Origin of the sequence: Pedobacter frigidisoli, assembly GCF_004331675.1 — a bacterium.
GTDB lineage: Bacteria > Bacteroidota > Bacteroidia > Sphingobacteriales > Sphingobacteriaceae > Pedobacter > Pedobacter frigidisoli.
On sequence record NZ_SJSN01000022.1, the window covers coordinates 1 to 25300 of the forward strand.

General features: G+C 35.5%; 27 protein-coding genes. 7 read left to right on the forward strand and 20 right to left on the reverse strand.

The genetic code is table 11. From position 1 onward, the window contains the following. The 7 genes from EZ449_RS22865 to EZ449_RS20295 form a co-directional block, all read right to left on the reverse strand. Positions 1-209: hypothetical protein (locus EZ449_RS22865; protein WP_205942949.1), on the reverse strand; the 209-nt coding region annotated here is incomplete at its 3' end. A gap of 298 nt (positions 210-507) precedes the next feature. Next, the gene (locus EZ449_RS20270; protein WP_131562365.1) at positions 508-963 is read right to left on the reverse strand and encodes a hypothetical protein; all 456 of its coding nucleotides are present in this window, start codon (positions 961-963) and stop codon (positions 508-510) included. A gap of 11 nt (positions 964-974) precedes the next feature. Continuing rightward, the gene (locus EZ449_RS20275) at positions 975-1925 is read right to left on the reverse strand and encodes a transporter family protein (RefSeq protein ID WP_165499821.1); all 951 of its coding nucleotides are present in this window, start codon (positions 1923-1925) and stop codon (positions 975-977) included. Beyond that, positions 1915-2919 carry a cytochrome-c peroxidase gene (locus EZ449_RS20280; RefSeq protein ID WP_225872388.1) on the reverse strand — a complete coding sequence of 335 codons (1005 nt, stop codon included), beginning with the start codon at positions 2917-2919 and terminating at the stop codon, positions 1915-1917. Before EZ449_RS20280 ends, EZ449_RS20275 begins: the two co-directional genes overlap by 11 nt. A 28-nt stretch (positions 2920-2947) precedes the next feature. Continuing rightward, positions 2948-3718, reverse strand: coding sequence for an MbnP family protein (locus EZ449_RS20285; RefSeq protein ID WP_131562369.1), 771 nt, complete (start codon positions 3716-3718; stop codon positions 2948-2950). Positions 3719-3996: 278 nt separating this feature from the next. After that, on the reverse strand, positions 3997-4281 hold the full coding sequence (locus tag EZ449_RS20290) for a hypothetical protein (RefSeq protein WP_131562371.1): 285 nt from the start codon (positions 4279-4281) through the stop codon (positions 3997-3999). A gap of 346 nt (positions 4282-4627) precedes the next feature. Continuing rightward, positions 4628-6364 carry a phospho-sugar mutase gene (locus EZ449_RS20295; protein WP_131562373.1) on the reverse strand — a complete coding sequence of 579 codons (1737 nt, stop codon included), beginning with the start codon at positions 6362-6364 and terminating at the stop codon, positions 4628-4630. Between the two features lie 263 nt (positions 6365-6627). Between EZ449_RS20295 and EZ449_RS20300 the strand changes: the two genes are divergently transcribed. Beyond that, positions 6628-7941 (forward strand): aspartate kinase, encoded by a 1314-nt coding sequence (locus EZ449_RS20300; RefSeq protein ID WP_131562375.1) that lies wholly within the window; start codon positions 6628-6630, stop codon positions 7939-7941. Here the strand turns inward: EZ449_RS20300 and EZ449_RS22745 are convergent. Continuing rightward, positions 7930-8094, reverse strand: a complete 165-nt coding sequence (locus tag EZ449_RS22745; protein WP_165499822.1) for a hypothetical protein — start codon at positions 8092-8094, stop codon at positions 7930-7932. The genes EZ449_RS20300 and EZ449_RS22745 overlap by 12 nt on opposite strands. Positions 8095-8259: 165 nt before the next feature. On the opposite strand from EZ449_RS22745, the gene lysA reads away from it, so the two are divergent. Next, the gene (gene lysA, locus EZ449_RS20305; RefSeq protein WP_131562377.1) at positions 8260-9414 is read left to right on the forward strand and encodes a diaminopimelate decarboxylase; all 1155 of its coding nucleotides are present in this window, start codon (positions 8260-8262) and stop codon (positions 9412-9414) included. Positions 9415-9482: 68 nt separating this feature from the next. Here the strand turns inward: lysA and EZ449_RS20310 are convergent, their stop codons facing one another. The 5 genes from EZ449_RS20310 to EZ449_RS20330 form a co-directional block, all read right to left on the reverse strand. After that, complete coding sequence (locus EZ449_RS20310; RefSeq protein ID WP_131562379.1) at positions 9483-9695, reverse strand: hypothetical protein; 213 nt, start codon at positions 9693-9695, stop codon at positions 9483-9485. A gap of 45 nt (positions 9696-9740) precedes the next feature. Then, a complete protein-coding gene (locus EZ449_RS20315) occupies positions 9741-10553 on the reverse strand; it encodes a hypothetical protein (RefSeq protein ID WP_131562381.1) in 813 nt (270 codons plus the stop codon). Positions 10554-10581: 28 nt separating this feature from the next. Then, positions 10582-10962, reverse strand: coding sequence for an SRPBCC domain-containing protein (locus EZ449_RS20320; RefSeq protein WP_131562383.1), 381 nt, complete (start codon positions 10960-10962; stop codon positions 10582-10584). Positions 10963-11265: 303 nt separating this feature from the next. Beyond that, positions 11266-11661, reverse strand: a complete 396-nt coding sequence (locus EZ449_RS20325; RefSeq protein WP_131562385.1) for a GxxExxY protein — start codon at positions 11659-11661, stop codon at positions 11266-11268. A 204-nt stretch (positions 11662-11865) separates the two neighbouring features. After that, positions 11866-13056, reverse strand: a complete 1191-nt coding sequence (locus EZ449_RS20330) for an acyl-CoA dehydrogenase family protein (protein ID WP_205943045.1) — start codon at positions 13054-13056, stop codon at positions 11866-11868. A 113-nt stretch (positions 13057-13169) separates the two neighbouring features. On the opposite strand from EZ449_RS20330, the gene folB reads away from it, so the two are divergent. Next, positions 13170-13538: a dihydroneopterin aldolase gene (gene folB, locus EZ449_RS20335; RefSeq protein WP_131562387.1), complete on the forward strand. Its 369-nt coding sequence runs from the start codon at positions 13170-13172 to the stop codon at positions 13536-13538. 2 nt (positions 13539-13540) lie between these two features. Further along, positions 13541-14956 (forward strand): FAD-binding oxidoreductase, encoded by a 1416-nt coding sequence (locus EZ449_RS20340; protein ID WP_131562389.1) that lies wholly within the window; start codon positions 13541-13543, stop codon positions 14954-14956. A 321-nt stretch (positions 14957-15277) separates the two neighbouring features. On the opposite strand, the gene EZ449_RS20345 is transcribed toward EZ449_RS20340, so the two are convergent. Beyond that, positions 15278-15766, reverse strand: a complete 489-nt coding sequence (locus tag EZ449_RS20345; RefSeq protein WP_131562391.1) for an acyl-CoA thioesterase — start codon at positions 15764-15766, stop codon at positions 15278-15280. A gap of 69 nt (positions 15767-15835) precedes the next feature. On the opposite strand from EZ449_RS20345, the gene EZ449_RS20350 reads away from it, so the two are divergent. Together EZ449_RS20350 and EZ449_RS20355 are read left to right on the forward strand one after the other, a co-directional pair. After that, positions 15836-16270 (forward strand): Hsp20/alpha crystallin family protein, encoded by a 435-nt coding sequence (locus tag EZ449_RS20350; RefSeq protein ID WP_131562392.1) that lies wholly within the window; start codon positions 15836-15838, stop codon positions 16268-16270. Between the two features lie 182 nt (positions 16271-16452). Beyond that, complete coding sequence (locus tag EZ449_RS20355) at positions 16453-17769, forward strand: nicotinamide mononucleotide adenylyltransferase (protein WP_131562394.1); 1317 nt, start codon at positions 16453-16455, stop codon at positions 17767-17769. 99 nt (positions 17770-17868) lie between these two features. Here the strand turns inward: EZ449_RS20355 and EZ449_RS23230 are convergent, their stop codons facing one another. Continuing rightward, the gene (locus EZ449_RS23230; RefSeq protein ID WP_225872389.1) at positions 17869-18309 is read right to left on the reverse strand and encodes a S66 peptidase family protein; all 441 of its coding nucleotides are present in this window, start codon (positions 18307-18309) and stop codon (positions 17869-17871) included. 11 nt (positions 18310-18320) lie between these two features. After that, positions 18321-18890, reverse strand: coding sequence for a S66 peptidase family protein (locus tag EZ449_RS23235; RefSeq protein ID WP_225872390.1), 570 nt, complete (start codon positions 18888-18890; stop codon positions 18321-18323). Between the two features lie 1002 nt (positions 18891-19892). On the opposite strand from EZ449_RS23235, the gene EZ449_RS20365 reads away from it, so the two are divergent. Continuing rightward, a complete protein-coding gene (locus EZ449_RS20365) occupies positions 19893-21188 on the forward strand; it encodes a DEAD/DEAH box helicase (protein ID WP_131562396.1) in 1296 nt (431 codons plus the stop codon). A gap of 135 nt (positions 21189-21323) precedes the next feature. On the opposite strand, the gene EZ449_RS20370 is transcribed toward EZ449_RS20365, so the two are convergent. From EZ449_RS20370 to EZ449_RS20385, 4 genes are all read right to left on the reverse strand, one after another. Beyond that, positions 21324-22610, reverse strand: a complete 1287-nt coding sequence (locus EZ449_RS20370; RefSeq protein WP_131562398.1) for an OmpA family protein — start codon at positions 22608-22610, stop codon at positions 21324-21326. 221 nt (positions 22611-22831) lie between these two features. After that, positions 22832-23497, reverse strand: a complete 666-nt coding sequence (locus EZ449_RS20375) for a YdeI/OmpD-associated family protein (protein ID WP_131562400.1) — start codon at positions 23495-23497, stop codon at positions 22832-22834. 9 nt (positions 23498-23506) lie between these two features. Next, the gene (locus EZ449_RS20380; RefSeq protein ID WP_131562402.1) at positions 23507-24037 is read right to left on the reverse strand and encodes an RNA methyltransferase; all 531 of its coding nucleotides are present in this window, start codon (positions 24035-24037) and stop codon (positions 23507-23509) included. A gap of 66 nt (positions 24038-24103) precedes the next feature. Then, entirely contained in the window at positions 24104-25255 is a 1152-nt protein-coding gene (locus tag EZ449_RS20385) for a galactokinase (RefSeq protein ID WP_131562404.1), read from the reverse strand. Positions 25256-25300 lie beyond the last annotated feature (45 nt).

A 25300-nucleotide genomic window follows, 5' to 3' on the forward strand; every position in this document is an offset into this window, starting at 1 on the left:
TAGCCGCCTTCCAGGATATCATCGTGATCTAATCGAGTATTTGATAGCATACGGTAAAAAGCAGTTTTTAGGGTATGAGTCTGGGCTAACTGATTGATAACTGCTGTTCCCGAAGATAATAAATCTGATAGACAACTTTCCAATCTGGCAGCAATACGATTATCTGATAAAAAACCCTTGTAAATACCTGAATAGCAATGATCTAACATCACTAAATATACGAAAAATAAACCGTAATTAACTGATAATCAGCGTATTAATTAATTATATCTGCTAAATAAATGTGTGTAAAGATTAGCATCTGGAGAGGGAAACAAAGAACAGAAGCCTCACCCTATGAAAGTTTGTAGTAAATGGTATTTTTCTGTAAATCCCTCTCCAAAAGAGAGGGAAATAAAGAACAGTGGTTTGAATTGGAGGGTTTAAAATGCTGCCCCCTAAATTCCTCTCTTCTGGAGAGGGCGGCTACAACAGTAGCCAAAGCACTAACTTTGATAGGGTAAGGCTTTAATGCTTATGATGTTCCATTTCCATCTTTTCAGCTGGCAAAACATTGTAAACTTTTAACACAGAATCTGATTCTCGGGTAACTTTAATATAGCCATCTTCAACTGCTCTGATTTTTACCATTTCAGATTTATAGTAGTCCAAATCTTCCTGTTCACTTTTACCTTTGAAATCATCTTTGAAAAAATGCATCCAATCCATCATGTTTTCATCGGCTTTATTCAATCTGACAATCAAATCAGCCAATTTTATTGAATCTTCAGCAGATTTAATTTTATCCGATTTCAGAACAGAATCCAGCTTCATTTTATTCTTAACCACTTTTTCGCCATCCATCATTAATTTATCATGGATATTTAGTACTTCTTTTTTCACTGCTTTTACATCGGGTTCTGATTTACAAGAACCCAAAAGTATTACGGACAAGCAAAATCCAAATGTTATTAATTTTTTCATATTATTGATTTTTAAAAATTATAAGTAATTCCAACATAAACTTTCCCTGCACTCATAGGATGGTCTGTTTCGCCCTCCCAAATGTTTTTTTGTATTCCCGCATTTAAGGCAATGTTTTTATAGAAGATATCTGCACCAACGCCACCCATTAAATTGTTCATTACGTGCTCGCCTGTTTTAACGCCTTTATATTTTTCTCCTGCAGAATATTCATAGAAAAACTGTGCTGATGGCATTACTTGCGCATCTTTTCCAATTCTTTGGATGTAGAAAATATTAAGGAAACTGGTCGTACTGTTTGCAATTCCCTCATCACGGTTGTTGGTTCCGTTTACTTTGTAAGATGTGTTTAAACTTGCGCCAAACTTGCCTAATCCAACCAAGTAATTCAGGTAAACAAATCCATCGGTGCTACCGGTTCCCCCTTGCATTAGCGATGAATAACGAATTCTTTCATTGTTTTTGAAATCGTTTTTTCCTGTAGCAAGTTTTATTCCTGCACCTGCGATAAGCTGCTGCTTGAAATTATCTTCCAGTTTTTGAACAACATGATATCCTGCGTAAAAGTTAATATCGCCAATACCCGAAATGGAAGAAGTATAACCATTGTAGCGTTCGCTATTTGAAACATAGGGAAGAATAGCATTGATTTCCAATTTGCTAGTGATAAAGTATTTCCCTCTGATTTCCAGCGAACGATACAATTCATAATCATCTGGATTACCTGCGTGGTCAGTTATCGGCGAATTCTGACTTTGGGCGGGAATGAAGAAATTTCCACCGTTAGGAAATAACGAATGGGATTGACCATTATATCCGTTAAATGAGCGATAGCGATATAATAAGCTGATGCTGTTACGGTTATTATAAGGTGTGATGCCCATAAAACATCCGCAAATATCACAGGCAAAAACCTGACTGCTCATTAAAACGAATAGTAAAATCAGTAATTTACGATTCATTGTATAATGTATTTTTGATAAATTCATTGTCTGTTAATGTTTTTAAAAATGCCTTGATTTGTTCTTTTTCTGATGCATTGAGTGGAATGCCATTTTTCAATTTGGAATCTAAATTTGCTGATGCTTTTACGCCTGAATTGTAATGTTCTAACACCTCATCCAAACTGTAAAAACGACCATCGTGCATGTATGGGCCAGTGTATTCGATGTTGCGAAGTGTGGGCACTCGGAATGTTCCGAAATCTGCATTTACACCAGTAATGTGAGAGCGACCCTCGTCAGCACTAACCAAATCCAAGCCATTACTTCGGTACGAAAAATCAGTAAAAAATGGCTCTGTGTGGCATGATGAACATTTTTCTTTAAATAGATTATAGCCTGCTAACTCGTCAGAAGTAAAAGTTGCACCACTTTCTTTACGCATCACTCTGTCATACTTCGAATTTCCTGAAACCAAAACGGCTGTGAATTGCGTTATCGATTTCAAAATTCTTTGTGAATTAATATCAGTAGAACCAAAGGCTTGCTTAAATAAGTCAGGATAAGGTGCTGTACTTTTCAAAAAAGCAATGATGGCTTCGATATCCGTTCCCATTTCACAAGCATCGGTAATGGCATTTAATGGTGAGGTTTCGATGTTTTTTACACCGCCATCCCAAAAGAAAGCTTTTTGCCAGGCCAAATTGAAAAGGGGCGGGGCATTCCTTTTTCCTTGACAATTATTCACCCCGTGGCTTACCTTATGGTCGAGGTTTGCAAATGCCGCAAATTGCTGATGGCAACTTCCGCAAGAAACACTTTTATCGGCCGATAACCGAGCATCATAAAACAACTTCTTACCTAAAGCAAAGCCTGCGTTAGTTAATTGATTATCTTCGAAATTGTATGCGGGCGCAGGGAAATTTGATGGAATCGCAAAAGTTATTTTCGCTTCTTCAGGTTTAATTTCATCTTTTCTACAAGCATACATCAATGCAATGCTTAAAAAAAGCATTGCAAAGACGATTGATTTCCGCCACATATTAGTTGTGGATATGGTCTAAACGGAATAATCCTTTCGCATAATTGTTGGCTACAATAACAGAGTTAGCACCACCCATTGTAAAATTTAATGTAGCAAAGCTGATATCTGTTGTGCCTGTAAATAATGCAGCAGCGTTTACAATGAAGTGCATATCAGGCTTGGCATCAGTTCTAACACGTAACGGATTTGCCGCATTAATCTCTGTGGAATAGGTTCTGATAGTGTTACTGGGGTCGACAACGCCGCCAATATGGAAAGTTAACATATTGTTTGCTGCTGTAGATTGTGGCGAAGTTCCCTCCAATTTAACAAAAATATAACCGCTGTTCCAAGTCCAGAACATTCCGTTGATTGGGTCTAGTGCACCTGTTTGCGCACCTGCAAAATTACGGGCATAGTCCACGCCAATGGTATATTCAATCTTTGTGTAATCGCCTGTCGGCACATCATTAACGGTAATCAGTTTTGATACACTTTTCAATTCATCAATTAGAAAATAACTTTCAGGAACCAAATAAGTTGTTCCATCAGTCTTGCTTAATTTGATGTTGCTGACGTAATATTTGAATACATTTATTTTAAAATCTTCGCCTTTGGCATTTTTATATGTTGTTGTATTTAAAGCTAAAGCAGCACCGTTAACCTGGTGCTCAAATTCGATTGTAAAGCTTGATTTTGTATTTGGGTTTATTTCATCATTGCTTTTTTTGCATGATGATAAAAGTATAATAGGGCATAACAGCGCCAATAAGTATTGTGAAATCTTCATTTCTTGAAAATTGGGATAAGTAAAAATAGTAGAATAATTCTAAGGCGGTCGTCATACTGAGAAGTAAGCATTTTTGAACATGCATAAATCGAGCATTGAAAACCTTTAATAATGCTGTCATTCTGAGGCACGAAGAATCCCTAACGTTTTTGCAGGAATTGACATGATTAGAATGGCAGTTTTGTGGTTCTTGGCAATGAGATTCTTCGCTGTGCTCAGAATGACAAACAGCCTAAATCCTGCGATAGCAAAGCCATCACAATAAAAATAAAATTTCCTTAAACCGTTTTCGGTGGATGAAAAATAGAAACAGAAAGGTCCTTAACAGGTTTTTCGAAGTAACCGCTTTCTGATTTAATAATGATGTATGGGATTTGATGATTGATTGCAATGGTCTGAAATTTGGGTTCAGCCTCTGCAACTCTTTTTAAATTTTCTTGAACTTGTTTGTTCTTGTTGTCTAAGTCTTTTAGCTTTTTAGCTAAGAAACATTGTCCATCACAATGCAGTTCTGGATGTTCTTTATTGATACAAAATACACTTGTGATGTATTCTTTGTTCATTTTGTAACCAGAATAAACCACCAGCTGCATCGCCCCGTTTGAAACCGAGCAAATCACTAATAGGTATATCAGGATTTTTTTCAACATTTTATTTGCTGCAAAAGTATTAAAGAAATTGGTTGCTGCAAAGGAAAAGAAAGCCTTTTTTAACCGTTGATTGAAATCAACGGCAATGAATACCTTATATGTGAAAAGACAAGTGCAGAATCTTTCAATTGTCAACGGAACGATTATACTAAATGCTATTCCTTGCCGTCAGTTGAAACTGACGGATATAAAAAAAACCAGATGCAATTTTATGCATCTGGATTAATAAATTATTTAATCTGCGAATCTGCGGCTAAAACTAAGCCTGCAAATCAGCCATTACAGCTTTAATTTTATCGCCTAATTCTTCATTCACTTTTGCAAAATCTGCTTTATCAGCCAATGGCGCATTTACGCTGCAGTAGAATTTAATTTTCGGTTCAGTACCGCTCGGGCGAGCAGAAACGATACTTCCATCTTCAGTGATAAATTGTAAAACATCAGAAGTTGGATAATCTAATTTAGTCACTTTTCCTGTCGCTAAATCCGTTTCCTGACTGAGTTCGTAATCTTTCAATACAAAAACTTTAGAACCGCCTAAGCTTGCAGGTGGATTATTTCTAAATTTTTCCATCATAGCCTTGATTTCTTCAGCGCCAGTTTTGCCTTTTTTAGTCAACGAAACTAAATCTTCTTTGTACAAGCCGTATTCAACATACATATCTAATAACGCATTATACAAACTTGCGCCTTTATCTTTATAGTAAGCTGTCATTTCAGAAATGAAAGCCGCAGAGACTACAGCATCTTTATCACGAACTAAATCGCCGATTAAGTAACCATAACTTTCTTCGCCACCACCAATAAAATACTTTTTACCCTCTAATTCAGTCATTAACTGACCGATATACTTAAATCCTGTTAAGGTATTGTAATAGGTAACGTCCTTTTTCTTAGCGATTTCTTCAATCAGGTTTGAAGTAACAATTGTTTTCACAATAAACTGATTACCATCTAGTTTACCACTTTCTTGCCAAGCGGTTAAAAGGTAATTAATTAATAAACTTCCTGTTTGGTTACCGTTCAATAATACCCATTCGCCATCATTATCCTTAACTGCAATACCAACACGGTCAGCATCGGGGTCAGTCGCCAAAACTAAATCAGCATCAATCTCCTTTGCCTTATTCATGGCTAAAGTCAAAGCTTCTTTTTCCTCTGGGTTTGGATAAACAACCGTTGGGAAATTACCATCTGGTGTACTTTGTTCTTCAACTAAAGTTACGTTTGTGAAACCGAATTGAGCTAAGGCTTTTGGTACCAAAGTAATTCCAGTTCCGTGGATAGGCGAGTACACGATTTTTAAGTCATGCTGTCTTTTTATCGCATCAGGAGAAATGGAAAGTGCCGTGATGCCATCTAAATAAAGTTTGTCAACAGCCTCGCCGATTAATTCAACGTTTGCATCAACTCTATCAAACTTTACTTCATCAATACTTTTGATTTTATTTACTTCATCGATAACCAATTTATCATCAGGAGAAGTAAACTGACCGCCATCTGCACCGTAAGCCTTGTAACCATTATATTCTTTCGGATTGTGCGATGCCGTTAACATTACACCACTTTTACAACCGAAATGACGAACGGCAAAAGATAATTCTGGAGTTGGTCTTAAAGCCTCGAAAAAGTAAACATGAATGCCATTCGCCGAGAAAACATCTGCCGTAATTCCTGCAAAATAATCAGAATTATTTCTGCTATCATGCGCAATGGCTACACTGATTTTCTCACCTGGATATTTGTTGTTCAGGTAGTTCGCTAAACCTTGGGTCGCAGTTCCGATAGTGTATTTATTTATACGGTTAGAACCAGCACCCATAATTCCGCGTAAACCACCCGTACCAAATTCTAAGCTTTTATAAAAAGCATCGGTAAGTTCGGTTGTTGAGTTATTATCTACAAGGGTCTGAATTTCTGACTTCGTTTTTTCGTCGTAATTTCCGCTTAACCACTGATTAATTGTGGCTTGGGTCGATTGGTCAATTGATTGCATTGAGCTTTATTTTTAATTTAATATCTGGTGTTGAACAAATTTAGGTGGATGATGTTTGGTTGAAATCAATTAATTTCAATTCATCCAAATTTTATTTTGTTGAGGATGTTGCTTTTAAGCTGCTTTTGCTTAATTTCACGCCCCGATACAATAATAAAGAAAATCCAGTACTAAAATGAAACCAGCATAACTTTTTCACAGTGTGTATGGTAAAATGTAAAGTTATGGTGGATTTGTAACCGCTAAAAAACAAGAAACATTAAATGAAAATATTAAAATTTGGGGGTACTTCAGTAGGTAGTCCCGAGCGCATGACGAAGTTGTTGGATATCATTAATCCAAATGAAGAGCAAATTGTTGTTTTATCAGCCGTATCTGGTACAACAAACAGTTTAGTAGAAATTTCTAATTATTTTTTAGCTGGAGATAAGAAAAAGGGAAGCGAGTGCGTCGAGAATTTGTATCAAAAATATAAATATTTTGTAATTGAACTTTTGCCAGCTGCTGATTTTCAGGAGATGGGTAATGAAGTTATAGATTATCATTTCAGTTTCTTAGCTGTTTTAACCAACGATATTTTTACTTCAATTGAAGAGAAAGTTGTTTTAGCGCAAGGCGAATTATTATCTACTACCTTATATCATATCTATTTAAAATCTATTGGAGTAGAATCAGTTTTGCTGCCAGCTTTGGATTTCATGAAAACGGATGAAGATAATGAGCCTGATATACCATTCACAACGAAGCATTTAACTCCATTATTAGAAGCAAATAAAGGAAATAAATTATTTATTACGCAAGGGTTTATTTGTCGCAATAGTTTTGGCGAAGTAGATAATTTACGTCGCGGTGGAAGTGATTATACCGCATCTTTATTAGGTGCAGCAATCATGGCAGAAGAAGTTCAAATCTGGACTGACATTGATGGAATGCACAATAACGACCCTCGTATTGTAAAAGGAACCAAACCAATTGCACAATTATCTTTCGATGAGGCAGCGGAATTGGCTTATTTTGGAGCGAAGATTTTGCATCCACAGTCAGTTTTTCCAGCACAGAAATACAAAATTCCTGTTCGTTTATTAAACACGATGGAGCCATCGGCTGCTGGTACTTTAATTACGCATGATAGCGAAAAAGGAAAAATTAAATCTATCGCAGCGAAAGATGGCATTACGGCAATACGTATTCAATCGAGCCGAATGTTATTGGCTTACGGATTTTTACGTCGTGTTTTTGAAGTTTTTGAGCGTTATAAAACGCCAATCGATATGATTACTACTTCAGAAGTCGCCGTTTCTTTAACGATTGATGAAACCGCACATTTGCCGAAAATTATTGAGGAATTAGAAAGTTTCGGAACCGTCGAAGTAGATACCGACCACAGCATTGTTTGTGTGGTTGGCGATTTTGGTTCTGAAAAGCATGGTTTCGCAAGCAGGGTTTTAGAGGGATTAAAACACATTCCAATTCGAATGATTTCTTATGGGGGAAGTAACTACAACGTTTCTCTTTTGATTTTAAGCGAATATAAAACGGAGGCTTTACGAAGTCTGCACAATAGATTATTCGAATAGAAGATAGAAAGCGCCAATGATTACAAGCAAGCCAATAAAGCAATGGAAAGCCAAAAAGCTTGATGGTAATAATCCGTTTTTGTATTTCTTATAGGAATTAAATAATCCTAAGGAAATGATTAAAACGATAAATATGGCAGCAACTATCTTCATTTTTTAATAAATAAAAGAAACAATACAATTAGAAGTAAAACGATAGAGAATCGAATTTTTCCATTGTATTGTTTTTGGGTAATTCTTCCATGCTTTAAATCGAGGTAATTACCCAAATAAATCAGCCCAAAGAATAAAATTAAAATTATAATAAGGAATTTGAACATGTTCGCCGATAAAGATATATCAAAGTTTAACAATATAGAAACGCCTTTTTACTATTACGATACGGATTTATTGCAGAAAACCTTAAGCACTTGTGCTGAAGCTGCAAAGCCTTATCAGTTTCACATCCATTACGCATTAAAAGCAAACTTCAATTCTGTTCTGCTTGAACAAATTAAACAAATTGGTTTCGGTGCAGATTGTGTAAGTGCTGGAGAGGTGAGAAGAGCCGTTGAAGTAGGTTTCGATAATAAAAAAATTGTGTTCGCAGGTGTTGGTAAATCTGACAAAGAAATAAATGAAGCTTTGGATTTGGATATTTTCTGCTTCAATGTAGAATCTATTCAGGAATTGGAAGTTTTAAATGAGCTTGCAGCGGCTAAAGGTAAAACAGCGCAGGTTGCAATTCGAATCAATCCAAATGTTGATGCACACACACACCATAACATTACGACTGGTTTAGATGAAAATAAATTCGGTATCAATTCTTGGGATTTACAAGAATGTGCCGAAACCTTAAAAGCATCTGCAAACCTGAAGTTTATTGGAATTCACTTCCACATTGGTTCGCAAATTACCAATCTGGATGTTTACAAAAACCTTTGTGTTCGCGTAAACGAGTTTTGCTCTTGGTTTGAAGATAAAGGTTTCGTTGTTAAAGTTTTAAACGTAGGTGGTGGTTTAGGTATCGACTATTATAATCCTGATAGTCAAATACCTGACTTTAAATCTTACTTCAAAATATTTAAAGATTTCTTAGAAGTAAAATCAAACCAAGAAGTTCATTTTGAATTAGGTAGAGCATTGGTTGGACAATCTGCCTCGCTAATTACCAGAGCCTTGTATATCAAAAATGGTAAGAAAAAAAACTTTGTGGTTTTAGATGCAGGAATGACGGAATTAATGCGCCCAGCTTTATATCAGGCTTACCACAAAATTGAAAACTTGAGTCGTGGAAACGGAACTGAAGTTAAATACGACATCGTTGGGCCAATTTGCGAAAGCACCGATTGTTTTGGAAAAGAAGTAGAACAACCAGAATCTTTCAGAGGTGATGTTTTCGCCATTCGTAGCGCAGGCGCTTACGGAGAAGTGATGGCGTCGAAATATAATTTGCGAGATGCGATAAGGTCGGTTTACAGTAACGAGATATAGAGTTTTTGTCACATTGAGCTTGTCGAAATGCTTTAAAGTTCTTCGACAAGCTCAGAATGAGAAGTTCTTTATCTCCTTTTCGACGCCACAAATACAATAACGCCTGCTACTAAAATTATCCCACCAGCATAAGGCGGCCAGTTCACAGATTTCTCTTTATCAGCCGATATTTGAATCGGCCCAGCATCAACAATTTTTTCTTTTTTGGTATAAGTAAAGCCAGTCCAAACCAGCATTGCTATTCCAACGATGATTAATATTAGTCCTAGGGTTTTGTTCATGATAATTGATTTTATATCAGAACACTGAATAAACAATTAAGTTTGCTAAAGCGAATAACCTAATGTTATCTTATTTGCTAGGTTTACGCTATTTGCAGTCTCTAATGTCATTGTAAATTTCTTTATGTATAGATAATAACTGACAACAAAGCCAGCCGAATTTTGATCATTTTCGTAATCACTTACATTTCCACCATATTTAAAACTACTGGCTAAACCTGGTGTGCCACCTATAAAAAATCTGAAAGCATTTCTAATATCATGATTTCGCCTAGCTCTCCAAATTACTTCAGTTGATAATCCAGTTGACCAGATAATTTTTCTATCTGTAACGGCTACATAATTTGGAACCCTACCATTATAAATTTCCTTTCTAAAATTTCCATATGCTCCGCTTTCAAAGCTGATGGCATTTTCAAAGTTTATATACCGAAAATCAGTATTTCCATTTGATGACGTATTGTGTAAGCCAGTAGAAAATCTTAAACTAAAACCACTTATAGACTTGTTAAAAGATGGTAAGTAATCATCAGTATCATCATTAGAACGATCTCTAATCCCGTTTGACGCCTTTCCGGCATAGCCAAAAACTCCGTATGCAATATTAAATTGTTTAAAAGTACGTGCCTGACTTATGTTAGCCATGCCTAATTCGAAAGTTACTTTTGTATCGGGGGAATTTGCTCCAGCAAAACTTGCCGAAAAATTAGTTATAGATTTTACACTATCAGCCCCCATGGCTTTTGGTAGGTAACCCATATTGTTACCCAATATAGCTGGAGTTAGATAGGTTCTGCAAGAACTAAAAATGAGTAGAAATAATAAACAAAAGCTGAGAGAGATGATTTTCGTTTTCATATTAGGTTGAGAGTTTAATTTTTACGAATTATTCATCAAAGAAATCTACCAGACCTCCAAGGAAATATTCTTCAATGCCCTCAGTAAAATCTTTATAATCTTCGTCAGGAATGTTGGTTTGTTTAAACTCTAATGATGTTCCTTTTTTATCCTCATGAAGTTTAATGGTAACGATTGATGGCTCAGCTTGCTCTCCAAAATACCATTGCTGAACAATTTTTTTATTAGTTTCAAACTCAAGGTTTTTGCCCACGATATCGCCATCCCATAGAGAAAATTCTGTATCTGGTTTTTCTTCAAACTCTACTTCGGCGCCAGTCCAGAGTTTAATGCTGATGTCTTTTGTTAACGCTAAATAAACTTCTTCTGGTGTTGCAGGGATGTAAACGTATTTTTTAAAATCTTTCATTCTGTATCATGATTTGTAGGATTTAAGGATTTTCAAGAGAATAGTTCAAGAAAATCAAAATCCAATAATTATTTATTTTTTAATATTTGTTCAAGTTTAATACTTAAGTAGTGCGATTTAGGTTAAAGTTTAATTATCATAAATCACGCAAATCCTTTAATCCATTCTGTATCATGATTTGTAGGATTTAAGGATTTTCAAGAGACAGTTCAAGAAAATAAAATCCAATCTTAGGTTTTTGTTTTTATGGAAATTTTAGTTTTATTTTTTATTTATTAAACACTATGGATGCAAATCCTTAAATCATTTTAATCCTGCTCTATATTTATTTATTGCAGGATTGTAAATCTTTTTAAATTGTAAACTTGTCGCACCAAAATTAATCAATAATCCGATATTGAAATTATAAGCAACCACATAATTTTTTGCTTGAGCCAAATGGTGGTTTTCCAGATTTACACACGCTTTAAGTTCAACAGTAATTAATTCTTCAACTACAAAATCTGCACGACGCTTTCCAACTATTGTTCCGTCATAAAAAATCTCCTGCTCAACTTCTCTCTTAAATTTTATTCCAGCTTTTTCTAATTCAATTGCTAAGCATCTTTGATAAATCACTTCTTGAAATCCGTTTCCCAAAACATTGTGCACTTTCATTGCACAACCATTTATTCGATAAGTCAAATCTTCAATATCCATTTTATTAAAATTTATGGAATGAAAACTACAACAACAGGGGAACAGGATTTAAGGATTAAAAGATTTTCAAAATGATAGTTTCAGAAAAATCCAAACCTAAAAAACTTTATAAGATTTAATTAATTGAATTATAATTTTATTGTTTTGAACTTATTAATACATGCCTTATCATGTAAATCCTAAAATCACCTTAAATCCTGTTCCTTATTTGAACGCGTTTAGTCCCGTCACATCCATTCCTGTAATCAATAAATGTATATCATGAGTTCCCTCGTAAGTTACTACAGATTCCAGGTTCATCATGTGGCGCATAATGGAATATTCACCTGTAATTCCCATTCCGCCGAGCATCTGACGGGCATTTCTGGCAATATCCAATGCAATTTCTACACTGTTTCTTTTAGCCATTGATATCTGTTCTGCGGTGGCTCGGTTTTCACTTTTAAGTACGCCCAAACGCCAAACTAAAAGCTGACCTTTGGTAATTTCGGTAATCATTTCTGCAAGTTTTTTCTGTTGTAATTGAAAACCTCCGATTGGTTTCCCAAACTGAATTCTTTCTTTCGAGTAACGCAATGCAGTATCGTAACAATCCATTGCAGCACCCAAAGCACCCCAGGCAATTCCGTAACGGGCTTGGTTCAAGCAACCTAACGGACCTTTCAATCCGCTAATTTCAGGGAAAACATTTTCTTTAGGAATTTGAACATTATCGAAAACCAATTCGCCTGTGGCTGATGCTCTTAAACTCCATTTGTTATGTGTTTCGGGAGTTGAAAATCCCTCCATGCCACGTTCCACAACCATCCCTCGTATTTTACCAGCTTCATCTTTTGCCCAAACAACGGCGATATCTGCAAAAGGAGCATTGCTAATCCACATTTTGGTGCCATTCAAAATATAATGCGAACCAGCATCTTTTATATTGGTTAACATTCCGCCAGGATTTGACCCATGGTCAGGCTCAGTTAATCCGAAGCAGCCCATCATTTCGCCGCTGGCTAATTTTGGTAAATATTTTTTTCGCTGTTCTTCACTTCCATAGGCATAAATAGGATACATTACCAAAGAACCCTGAACAGATGCCGTTGAGCGAATTCCTGAATCACCACGCTCAATTTCCTGCATCAAAATTCCATAAGCGGTATAATCTAAACCAGCGCCACCATATTCTACAGGTATTGTTGGTCCGAAAGCACCAATATCAGCTAACCCCTTTATTAAATGTTTTGGGAATTCAGCCTTTTGAGCATAATCCTCAATAATCGGGCTCACTTCTTTTTTAACCCACTCCCTTGCTGTTGCACGAATTAATTTATGCTCATCAGTTAACAATTCATCCAATAAATAATAGTCTGGCGCCTCGTATAGGTCTTTTTTCACTGATTTGCTCATGTAATATCGTCTTATCTGGTTAAGAAATAGCGTTCATTTCAAAGGTAACAATTTACGGCAATGGGCATTATATTCATGAATAAAAATTTAATTTTACCGCATACAAATTATACATGAGTCAATTCAAACAAACCGTAGCTTTAAAAGATGTAAGATGCTTTGCCTTGCATGGTTATTATCCCGAAGAGCAAATTATTGGAAATCATTTTGTTATCGATTTAGAAACGGAATTTACACCTCAAGGTTTCGATGATGAGCTTGCTCAAACGGTAAATTATGAAGATTTGAATACGATTATCCAAGAGGAAATGAAAAACACTCAAAAGCTTTTGGAAACAGTTTTGAACAATATTATTTCGAAAGTTATTGAGCATTATCCTTTTGTGGAGACTATAAATGTGAGTATGAAAAAATTAAATCCACCAATGCCAGGACAAATCGGACATTCATTTGTTAAATTATCCTATACATCAGCCAAATAAAAATGAACTTTACCAAAATAAATTCGGAGATTTTAGCAGAAATTAAATCAGCTTTAGGCGAGGAAAAAGTGTTTACCGATGCCGAGAGTTTAGATAATTACAGTCACGATGAAACTGAAGATTTACGTTATCAGCCAGAGATTGTGGTAAAACCAATATCGCCTGAAGATGTTTCTGCACTGTTAAAAATCTGTAACGCACATAACGTTCCAGTAACGCCTCGTGGTGGCGGAACGGGTCTGAGCGGAGCGGCTTTACCTATTTATGGCGGGGTTTCTTTATCGATGGAAAAATTTAAATCGATTATTAATATTGATACCGAAAACCTGCAAGCAACCGTCGAACCTGGCGTAATTACAGAGGAATTTATCAATGCTGTTGCAGAAAAAGGACTGCTTTATCCTGTTGACCCAAGCAGTAAAGGCTCGTGTTTTATCGGTGGAAATGTGGCTCATGGTTCTGGCGGACCAAGGGTTGTTAAATATGGAACCATTCGCGAGTATATCTTAAATCTGGAAGTTGTTCTGCCAAACGGCGATATCATCTGGACAGGTGCAAATACCTTAAAATACGCATCAGGATATAATTTAACACAGTTGATGATAGGTTCTGAGGGTACTTTAGGCGTAGTAACAAAAATCGTAACCAAGCTTTTGCCAAAACCAAGTCAGTCTGTTTTAATGATGGGTTCTTTTAGTACAAGCGAGGATGCTTGTGCAGCTGTTTCAGCTATTTTTAGGGCAGGCGTAACACCATCAGCCCTGGAGTTTATGGAGCGAAAAGGGGTGGAGTGGGTAATCAAATTTGATGATATAAAATTTGATTTAAAGGATGATGTTGCAGCTTTATTGATGATTGAATTTGATGGTGATGATTTGGATGATATTTTCAAAAACTGTGAGAAAACAAACATTGTTTTAGAGGAACACAACTGTACGGAAGTTTTATTTGCTGATACCGCATCGCAAAAGGAAGAATTGTGGCGGATGCGCAGAACAATGGCTGAATCGGTAAAATCCAATTCGGTTTACAAAGAAGAAGATACTGTTGTTCCTCGTGCGGCTTTACCAAAATTAATTAACGGAATTAAAGAAATAGGCAGCAAGTATGGTTTTGAAAGCGTTTGTTATGGTCACGCAGGTGATGGAAACTTGCATGTAAACATTATTAAGGCAGGAATGAGCGATGAAGACTGGAAAGATAAACTCAAATTTGGTATCGCTGAAATATTCGAACTCACAACTGCTTTAGGTGGAACTTTATCAGGCGAACATGGAATTGGTTTGGTGCAAAAGGAATTCATGCCAATTAAATATTCTGAAATCCATTTAAACTTAATGCGAGGAATTAAAAAGGTTTTCGACCCGAACGGGATTTTAAATCCTGGGAAGATAATGCCTAACCCCCCAACTCCCTAAAGGGGGAGTTGCCTTTCTATCGTTCATGTGAAGTTTTTAAAAGAAAGTGTATTATCTTTTTCATGGTTTCCCTAAATGAGAAGTTGTTCTTTTTATCATTTATATAAGGTTTCTGAAAAGGCTTTATGGGATTTAAATGAATATTTTAAGTGATAGATTCGCTTTTCCATCTCGCCTGTAGTTCCCCCTTTAGGGGCTAGGGAAGTTGTCTTTCTTTCGTTTATATTAGATTCAGAGGGATGCTTTATCCGAATTTTTAATTCTGCGGATTACATAATCAACTTGCTTTTCCACCTCGCCTGTAGTTCCCCCTTTAGGGGGCTAGGGGGTTAACTGCTCAAACCCCAACATCTTCTGCTTTTCAGCCTCTGGTATAGCCATTGGCCTGCTGGTGGTATAATCAACAGCAATACAAACCGTTTTTCCTTTACTGCAAATTACTTCTTCGCTTCCTTTTATTTTTACGATTTGATATTCCAAATCAAAGCTTGTATTTCCAATTCGTGAGGTTTTTACGTGAACCGCAATTTTATCATTCATCACAATTGGTAGAATGTAATCTATTTCGGCATGGGCAATTACAATTCCTGTTTTCTTCCAATCCCATTTTACAATCTCTTCCCAATATTTAGTTCTGGCGATTTCTAGGTAGGTAAAGTACACGGAATTATTAACGTGACCCATCAAATCAAAATCGATAAAGCGCAAATGTATATTCGTTTTATAGTTGAATTTGTCTGAAAAATCACGAATATCTGTCAATTTGTCTTTTGATTTAGAAATACTTTGCCATAATGTCTTAAAAATCATAAATATTTGGTTTGGTATGTAAGTTGAATAAAGGTTAATATCAAATTAAAAAAATAAAAAATTAGAGATATGACACTTGTAAATTTTAACAACAGAACCCGTAACACAGCTCCTTACTTTAACAATGTTTTTGATTCATTGTTTAGCGATGCAGTAACTAAAAACAAAATGGTTGATAAATCGCCAAACGTAAATATTCTTGAAAATGAAACTGCTTACGTTATTGAGTTAGCTGCTCCAGGTTTAAGGAAAGAAGATTTTCAAATCAACTTAAAAAAAGATATGCTTTCTGTTTGGGCAGATGTAAAAAAAGACGAAACCCAGGTAGCTAAAGATTTTACACGTAAAGAATTTGACTACAGCTCATTTGCAAGGTCATTTAATTTACCAGATACAGCCGATGGTGATAACATTACCGCCGAATATAAAGATGGTATTTTAAACATCAACATCAGCAAAAAAGACGATGCTAAGTTACAACACAAAGAAATTGTAGTATCATAATAAAATATTCTCGAAAGAGGGTTTTTCATAATAATAGTTTAAGTTTAGGTTTTATAAGGTTAACGCTGGATGGCGTTAACCTTATTTTGTTATACGATATCGGTTTTCTGTCGACAATTCATGCAGCTAAACAAATGAACTAATGATGCCAATGAACTAATGATTTTTGTTATTTTTGCGGCATGGAAAGAGAAATTCTGGATACTAAACGTAAAGCATTAAAAATAAACCTCGACCCAAGAATCTACGGTACCTTTGCCGAGATTGGAGCAGGGCAGGAAGTTTCCCGAAACTTTTTTAATGCTGGTGCAGCATCTGGAACGGTTGCTAAGACCATGTCGGCTTACGATATGACTTTTAGTGATGCCATTTATGGAACTGAAGCTTCAGGCCGTTATGTTAGTCAGAATAGGCTTTTGCAAATGCTCGACCATGAATTTGGTTTACTTACAGAGCGTTTATCTGGCGAAAAATACGAGAGCAGAACCTTTTTCGCATTCGCGGATACCGTTACGACGCTAAATTACAAACGTACAAATGAACCTCATGGTTGGGTTGGAATTCGATTTCAAAATGAACCTGGAGGTTTGCCAAATGAAATATTCTTTCATGTTCGCTTGCTCGATACTGATGTAAACATGCAGCAAAGAGTTCTAGGCATTATTGGCGTTAACTTACTTTATGCAGCTTTTTACCATTATCAAGACCCAAAATTAATGGTAGAGTCCTTAGCTGATAATTTGACTATTGGTTCTGTTGAAATAGATTTGATTTCTGTTAAAGGACCTGCTTTTCCTGAAGTAGATAATATCTTGCTTAATCTGTATATGATTATGAAAGATTTTTCAGCAGCAGCAATTTTTGATGCAGATGCGCATCCTCGTCAGGCGAAAGATTTGTTGTACAAAAAAGATATCATGATTTTGAGAACCAAATATGGTCAGAAATCATTGCCAAACTTCAACTTGTTTAATAAAGCTACCGACCAATTTAAACGTACAAATAAAGTAGAAGACGGGAATCTGGCGGTAATGATTGAGGTTCTATTAACCAACGTTTTAACAGACGACCAGGAAACGCCAGATGATATCGATTTGGAATCAGTAGCGAAACGTGCTCAGGAAATGTGCGATACAGGCAATATTGTAATTGTATCTAATTTTACTCGTCATAACCGTTTAGCAAAATATTTAGCCCGTTGTAAACCCAAAAGTGTGGGCTTAGCTACGAACATTAATAACTTAAAATTTGTATTCAATTCTACAAACTTTAAAGGCGAAAATTATTCTGGTCAGTTGTTGAGTTATGTAAACGATATGTTTAATACAAACGTTCGATTATTTGCTTATCCATTCTTAGACAAAAAGACAAACGAAGTAATCACAACCTCAAATATGCCTGTTACCCCAGAAGCAAAACCACTTTTTGATTTTCTTTTAATAAACGGATATATTACTGATATTAAGGATTATAGTGAAGATGAAGTGAAAACTGTTTAGTTTTTCTTGTATATTTTTCACTGCATTCAGAATGACAAACAGTTGTATGTTAGCCACCTTTAAGCTTATATGATTCTTACACGTTTAAATCATTAGAAATTAAAGACTTCGAAGTGAAGAACCAGTTTTACTCACATCCAAAACATGATTTACGCCACATTTTAACGCATAATTATTCCGTTGATGACCAACCGGGAAATCGAAAGAGATAGGGTAGTTGTATTCGGAAACTTTCTCTAAAACAACATCGTACACAGTTTTGCCGAACTCTTCACCTACATCATCTGGTTTAACTTTGAAACCGCCGACAATTAAACCTTTTAGATTTTTTAGTTTTCCACTACGCTTCAAGTTCCAAAGCATTCTATCAATGCTGTAAAGATATTCGCCTGTATCTTCGATGAAAAGAATTTTGTTTTTGGTATCTAAATCAGAATCACTTCCTGCTAAGGTTTCGATGATACTTAAATTACCACCAACTAAAATTCCATCAACTTTTCCTAATCGATTATTGGGATTAGTAGGAGCCGTATAGCCCATTTGCTCGCCAATTAAAGCATTTTTGATGGATAAAATGGTTCAATTTGAATCGGTTCAGCTTTCGACCAATCATCAGGAAAACTGTTACACATTTTAGAATGAATAGAGGCAATGCCATAATTTTTGGCCAGATGACAATGCAGGACAGTAATATCGCTAAAACCAATTATCCATTTTGGGTTCCTTTTAAATGAAGAAAAATCTAGTTTATCAATTATACGAACAAAACCGTAACCACCACGAGCGCACATAATTGCTTTGATATTCGTGTCGTCCAGCATTTTCTGAAAATCCATTAACCTTTCTTCATCTGTACCGCCGTAGGTAAAATCTCGTTTACCAATCGTTTCGCCCATTCGAATATCAAAACCCCAACTTTGCATTTGCAATACCGACGGCTGAACTTGTTCCAAAGTAATGTAACCCGCTGGACTGGTAATACCAATTGTATCGCCTTTCTTTAAATAAGGTGGAATTTTAAACAATGAACTTTCGTTTTCTACAGTACTGGCTAAAGTTTTAAAAGCAGGAAGTACGGTTGCAGCTGCAATGAATGAAGAAAGGAAATATTTTCTGTTCATTTAAATAGGAGATGATTTTTCGTTTAGCTAATATATGATTTAAAATTTCTGCATAAAAGAAAAGGGATCTATATCCATAAATCCCTTTTTTAAACCAAACAAATTAATCTGTAAAAGATTAGTATAATGTGAATTATGAATAGATAACCAATGAGTAAATAAAATGTTTGCGATTTTTTGAAAAAAGTTTCTTTATTGTCATTTCGATTGAAGCGTAGCGGAACAGAGAAATCTTTGAAACCTTATTTCAAAGATTTCTCCACTTTCTGTCGAAATGACGAATTGTAAAAAAAACCATGTAAAAGTTAAGGCTATCCATCGCGGATAGCCTTTGCTAACAACAAAACAAATATAAGATAACCAAATCTTCCTGATTGAGCAGAATCAGGGTAAGTGCTATGAGTACACTTAGAGGCCTAGTAATGGATTCGAACCATTATGCAAAAGTTTATGAAACTTCAACCTCCCAATCGGTCAACTGGCCGTATATGCTAAACAGGTTTTAATGCTAAAAAATCTTTCAATTCTATAATATGCTCTCTATTTATATTATCTTCATCCACAATCTTTTTAACGTCGACTTCAATATTCTTTGCTGGATAAGAAAGATTTGGGTAATTGTTTATTGTCGGATATTGAAAATAGATTGACATAATTTCAGCATTTAATTGTTTAACATATTTTTAATTAATGATTAATGGTGAGGCAAATATATAAATTAGCATATAACATCTATAGAATTAGTAGTATTTAATTTGAGTTTAGGATTAACTTATTTATTATCAGATGATTAATTTATATTTCGCCTGCTATTTCATTTTGAAACAGCAGCTAAATTGTCTAAACCTGATAGAAATGATTCCGATTTTTCATCGGAAATAATGGATAGCAGGACTGAAGTGCCTAAGGATTAGCGGCGTTCATTTCCAAGCTTTAAATTCAGTTTCTCAAAAGCTAATTTTTTTGAGGATATTTGCATTTTCAAACATTAAAAAAGTAAACGTGTCATTAGATAAATTAAAACTAAGCAAACCACTTGTTGCAGCCATGACTGATGCAGGATTTTTAACTCCAAAAGAAATCCAAATCAAAACCATGTCGAGAATTTTAGGTGGACAAGATGTTATCGCAGTAGGACCGGAGGGGGCAGGAAAAACTACAACTTATGTTTTAGCTACATTAATGAAGTTAAAATATGCTTTCGAAGAGGCGCCAAGGGCTTTAATCTTAGTTCCTGATGCCGAGCATGTTGACCTCGTTTTGGAACAATTCAAATTATTAAACAGAAACAAAACTTTTAGAATTTTAGGAATCGATAGTCGCGGTGCGGTAGATACGCAGATGAATGAGATTACCGATGGTGTTGATATTATTGTTGCCGTACCGGACAGGGCTCGTGCTTTGTATTTGAAATTGGCACTTAACACCAATAAAATTCAGTTATTTATTTTAGATAATGCAGAACTTATTGTTAAAAAAGGCTTACAATTACCTGTAGTGGAATTGGCAAATAGTGCTTACAAAGCTCAACACGTAGTATTTACCGAGGTTTTACATGAAAAGCTAAATCTAATGATTTCGCCTTTTATGAAAGAATCTACTACAACCATCGAAGTAGATGAAATTCGGGAAGCTCAAGCAGAAGTTTATCAGCAAATGCTCTATCATGTTCCTAATTTTAGAACTAAGCTTAATCTTTTAACCTTATTATTAAATGATGTAGAGGTTTTTGATAAGATTGTAGTTTTTGTGAATACTAGATTGACCGCACAAACAGTTTATAAAAACTTTAATAATTCTAAAGAGAACGAGATTAGCATTTACCGCTCTTTGTTTTTTGATGATAAAGGTTACGATGATATTGAAGATTTTAAGGGGAATCCTAATGCAAGGGTGTTAATCGTTGCAAATGAAAATTTAGACGGCTTGGATATTCAGGGTATTCCGTTTATACTTCACTTAGAATTACCAGAGCAAAAGGAAACTTTAATTCAGCGTATTGTTAAACAGAGTGATGAAGATGTAGTTGCGATAACTTTTTCTACGGATATTGAATTGATTGAAGTAAAGAAAATTGAGCAAGCAATTGGTCAGAGAATGGAAGTGATGGAATTGCCAGATGATTTGAAAATTGTTGATGCAGCTTCGAAACCTAAGAAAAAGAAAGGTGAGGAAGAAGATACATCTGAGCGTGGTGCCGCTTTCCATGATAAGAAAGCGAGTAACTTAAAAAATTACAACTATAGTGCTGGAACAAAAGCTAAGATGACTTACAAGAATAAAAAAGGATTGTCTTAATCGATAAAAAGTTATTGTGAAGTTCGGAAGCAATATCTTGAACATAGATTGCTTCGTAACACGCAATGACAAGATTGCTAGAACGCAAAAAGCCCCGATTTTCATCGGGGCTTTTCTATTAAACTTAACTATTTACTAGTATAATGTAAATTCTACACGACGGTTTTCTTGACGACCAGCGGCAGTTTTGTTAGTTGAAATTGGTTGATCTGGTCCGTAACCAGTAGCTTCAACTCTTGATGCATTAGCACCTTGAGATACTAAATAAGCTTTTACTGATTCTGCTCTTTCTTTAGATAAACGTAGGTTTAACTCTCTACCACCAGTATTATCTGTGTGACCAGCTAATTTTAGGCTAAAGTTTTTCTCTACTAACAAACCAGCAACTCTATTTAAAGTTGAGTATGATTTAGCACGGATAGTTGATTTACCTAAATCGAATTCTAAGTTAGAGATGGCATCTCTTACCACTTTACGATCTGCTTCTGTAATTACAGTAGTTTCTTTAATTACTTGAGTTTTTGGAGCAGCTAATGGACAACCAGAACCATCTACAACAGTACCAGATGGAGTTCCAGCGCATTTATCAAATTTATTTGCAACACCATCGCTATCATCATCACCTAAGTCCTTAGTATATTGTGCTCTATCTCTAGCTGCATTTTCTTCAGCACTAGATAATGCTCTTCTTAATTCAGCACTTTCTTCAGCACTTTGTTTGCGTAAATCAGCAATTGCGCTATAGTTTTGTAATTGAGATTTTTCTTTATCACCAAGCGCAAATTCTAAACCTGCATGTGCATAAGAGAACCTACTTTCGTTATAAGCATTTTTAACTGTTGGAGAAGATTTGATGAAGTTAATATCATAACCAAAGTCTAAATTGATGCCCTTAGATACGCCTAACTTAAATCCAACACCAGTTGGGATGAACCAACCTTCTCTGCCATTGAATATTTCGGTAGTTCCAACTTTAGAATCAGATGACATGTAACCAGCACCAGCTTTAACATAAGGGATTAAAACTGCGTTCTCCGTATTTAAACTGAAGTTTGCAATATTTAATACAGCTGTTAATGATCCTGACCAATTAATGCTATTCACTTGCTCAACATTTGGAGCAAAATAATTTGTTGTTTTAACTTCACCACGTAAAAAGTCTGCTTGCAAACCTAAAGCTGGTAGAATTTGTTTTTTAACAAATGCACCGTAACCGATACTTTTAAATTCTCTAGCATCAACGCTTCCGCCACCTAGAAAAGTGTTTTGACTTAAGATACCTCCGTGAGCACCAACGCTCCATGTTCTTAAAGATTGTTTGCCAAATCTACCAGACGGAGTTGGTGTTTCTTGTGCAAATAATTGTGATGATAAGCCTAATAGGGCAATCAACATTGTTGATTTAGTAATTCTCGTATTCATTGTTCTATTTTATAAATGTTAGTCTCTAAACAGTTTTTTTATAGTACTGTTTTGCTTGCACTAAGAAAAAACCTTGCCAAAGATGGTTTTCATTTACAAATAGCGTATTATCAGAAGATTAAGAGAAGAATGTATTCTCGCAAAAAAGTTACTTCGAATATAAAAGCATAGAAAGTTTTGTATAGTTTTCTATACAGACATTAAATTTAGATTGGTGAAGATTAACTTTTATCGGATGGATTTTTCTTGCCGTTTAATAACATTTCAAGCACTTTTTCAATTCTGCTCAAACGAGTTTTCTCTTGCTTGGCGGTTAAAATCCAAAGTACATATTCCTTTCTATGTGAATATGCGAGACTATTATAATGATTTAGCGCAGTGGAATTCTGAGTAAGAATGGCTTCAAAGTCTTTAGGTAACTTTACAATCTTGTTTACTGGATCGATGTATTCGCCGAATTCATTTGATTTAATTTGTCCGTTTCCAAGTCCAGAACGTTTAACATCAGCTTCTAATTTTAGTCTTAAGCCTGTCCATGTTTCGTTAACAGCCGCTGATGCGCAGGGCGATAAACCGTAAATGCTTAACTCTTTCCATGTTTTCATCAAATCTAAATTAGATTCGATTTTTGAGGATTTTTTTGGAAAGAAAACCCAAAAAATTGTTTTCGAATCAATTTTTTTAATATGGCTTTCTATTTGATCGTTAAGTTGTTGCCAGGTAACAGAGAATGCAATTAATACGTTGAAATCAGTTTCTGCTGAGTATCTAAAAAAAACATCATTAGGAATATCTCCGAATATACCGGCACTATTTTCTGAAGCACCCACAACTTTTACTACATGAGTAGGTTTTATTTGCAGCTTTTTAAGAAATAGATTCTCCATCGTAAAATGTTAAAGTCTCAATTTGGCGAAGAAATCCCAAAAAACAATGCCCGCAGAGATTACGATATTAAACGAATGTTTGGTTCCAAATTGAGGAATTTCAATGCATTCATCAATCTTAGCCATTACTTCATCGCTTACACCATCAACCTCGTTGCCAAATATTAGCGCATATTTTTTAGTAGGATCTGGCTGAAATGTATTTAACATCGTACTATTCTCTGCTTGTTCTATGGCTACGATTTCATAACCTTGCGCTCTTAAAGCATCAACAGCTGTAACTGTATCGGGAAAATGTATCCAATCTACCGATTGTGTTGCACCCAAAGCTGTCTTTTCGATTTCTCGGTGTGGAGGCTCTGCTGTAATTCCACAGAGCACAACTTTTTCAAGCGCAAATCCATCTGCAGTGCGAAATATTGAGCCTACATTGTGCATACTGCGAACATTATCCAAAACCACAACAACAGGTAGTTTTTCCTGCGCCTTAAACTCTTCAATATCTGGACGATTTAATTCGTCTAATTTTAATTTTCTCATTTTCAAGATTGCCGCAGATTCGCAGATTAAGTTTTAATCAATTATGAATCTCGACTGAATAATATTTTACAATTTAGTTGGTCCGTTGCCAATTTCACTAACATAAATAGCCGCAGGATAACCAATTTTATCTACATAATAATCAGTTAGCTGCTTAGCAAAATCTTCTTCGTACCCTTTTTCTAGTAAGGCTATGGCGCATCCACCAAAACCAGCGCCAGTCATACGAGCGCCAATAACGTGATTATAAGTTGAACAAAAATCTACTACGGCATCTAATTCCTTGCCGCTCACTTCATAAAGTTCTTTTAGTGATTGATGGGAAGCGTACATTAACCGACCAAATTCTTCTAAGTTGCCAGCATTTAAGGCTTTTGCGGCTAAATGAACGCGATCGTTTTCCTTAACTACATGGGTCGCACGATTCAGAACCGTTTCGTCAGCAATTAAATGGCTATGTAATGCAAATTTTTCTGCTGTTAACTCACAGAGATTATGAAGTGTAATTTCCTCGTTTAGTAGCTTTAAAGCGGTTTGGCATTCCTCAACACGTTCGTTGTATTTAGAATCTGCAAGTTCTCGAGGTTTGTTTGTGTTGATAATTGCAAGAACATAATTCCCCAAATCAACATCAACCATTTTATATTTAAGTGTTTCGCAATCTAGAACAATAGCTTTATCCTTTTCGCCAAAGGCAACTGCAAATTGATCCATAATTCCAGAATTTAATCCAATAAAATCGTTCTCAACACGTTTGGCAATTTTTACCAACTCTAAGTTATCATAACCTAAATTGATGTAACTGTTCAAAGCAAAAGCTGTGGCGATTTCTATTGATGCTGATGAAGATAGACCAGATCCGATGGGGATATTTCCATAGTAAAGAAAATCGAAACCATTAATTTCCTTACCATCCTTAATAAACTCATTAATTACACCTATCGGATAATTTGCCCACAAGCTTCCGTTCTTTTCATGAGTTTTATTGCTTTCAACTTCAGCTTGTGCATCAAAATTTAAACTTTTAAATCTAAACTTATTGTCGTTGTTTGGTGCAATAGCAATCCAAGTTCCTAAAGTGATGGCACATGGCATAACCAAGCCGCCATTGTAATCGATATGTTCGCCAATTAGGTTAACACGACCGGGTGTAAAATAAACTGCATCGGCATTTTGGTGATATTGCTCGGCAAATTTTTCCTCAAGTTTAATCTTCATTTGGTTAAAAATATTTATAAAAACAACTAATAATAGTATGTTTGT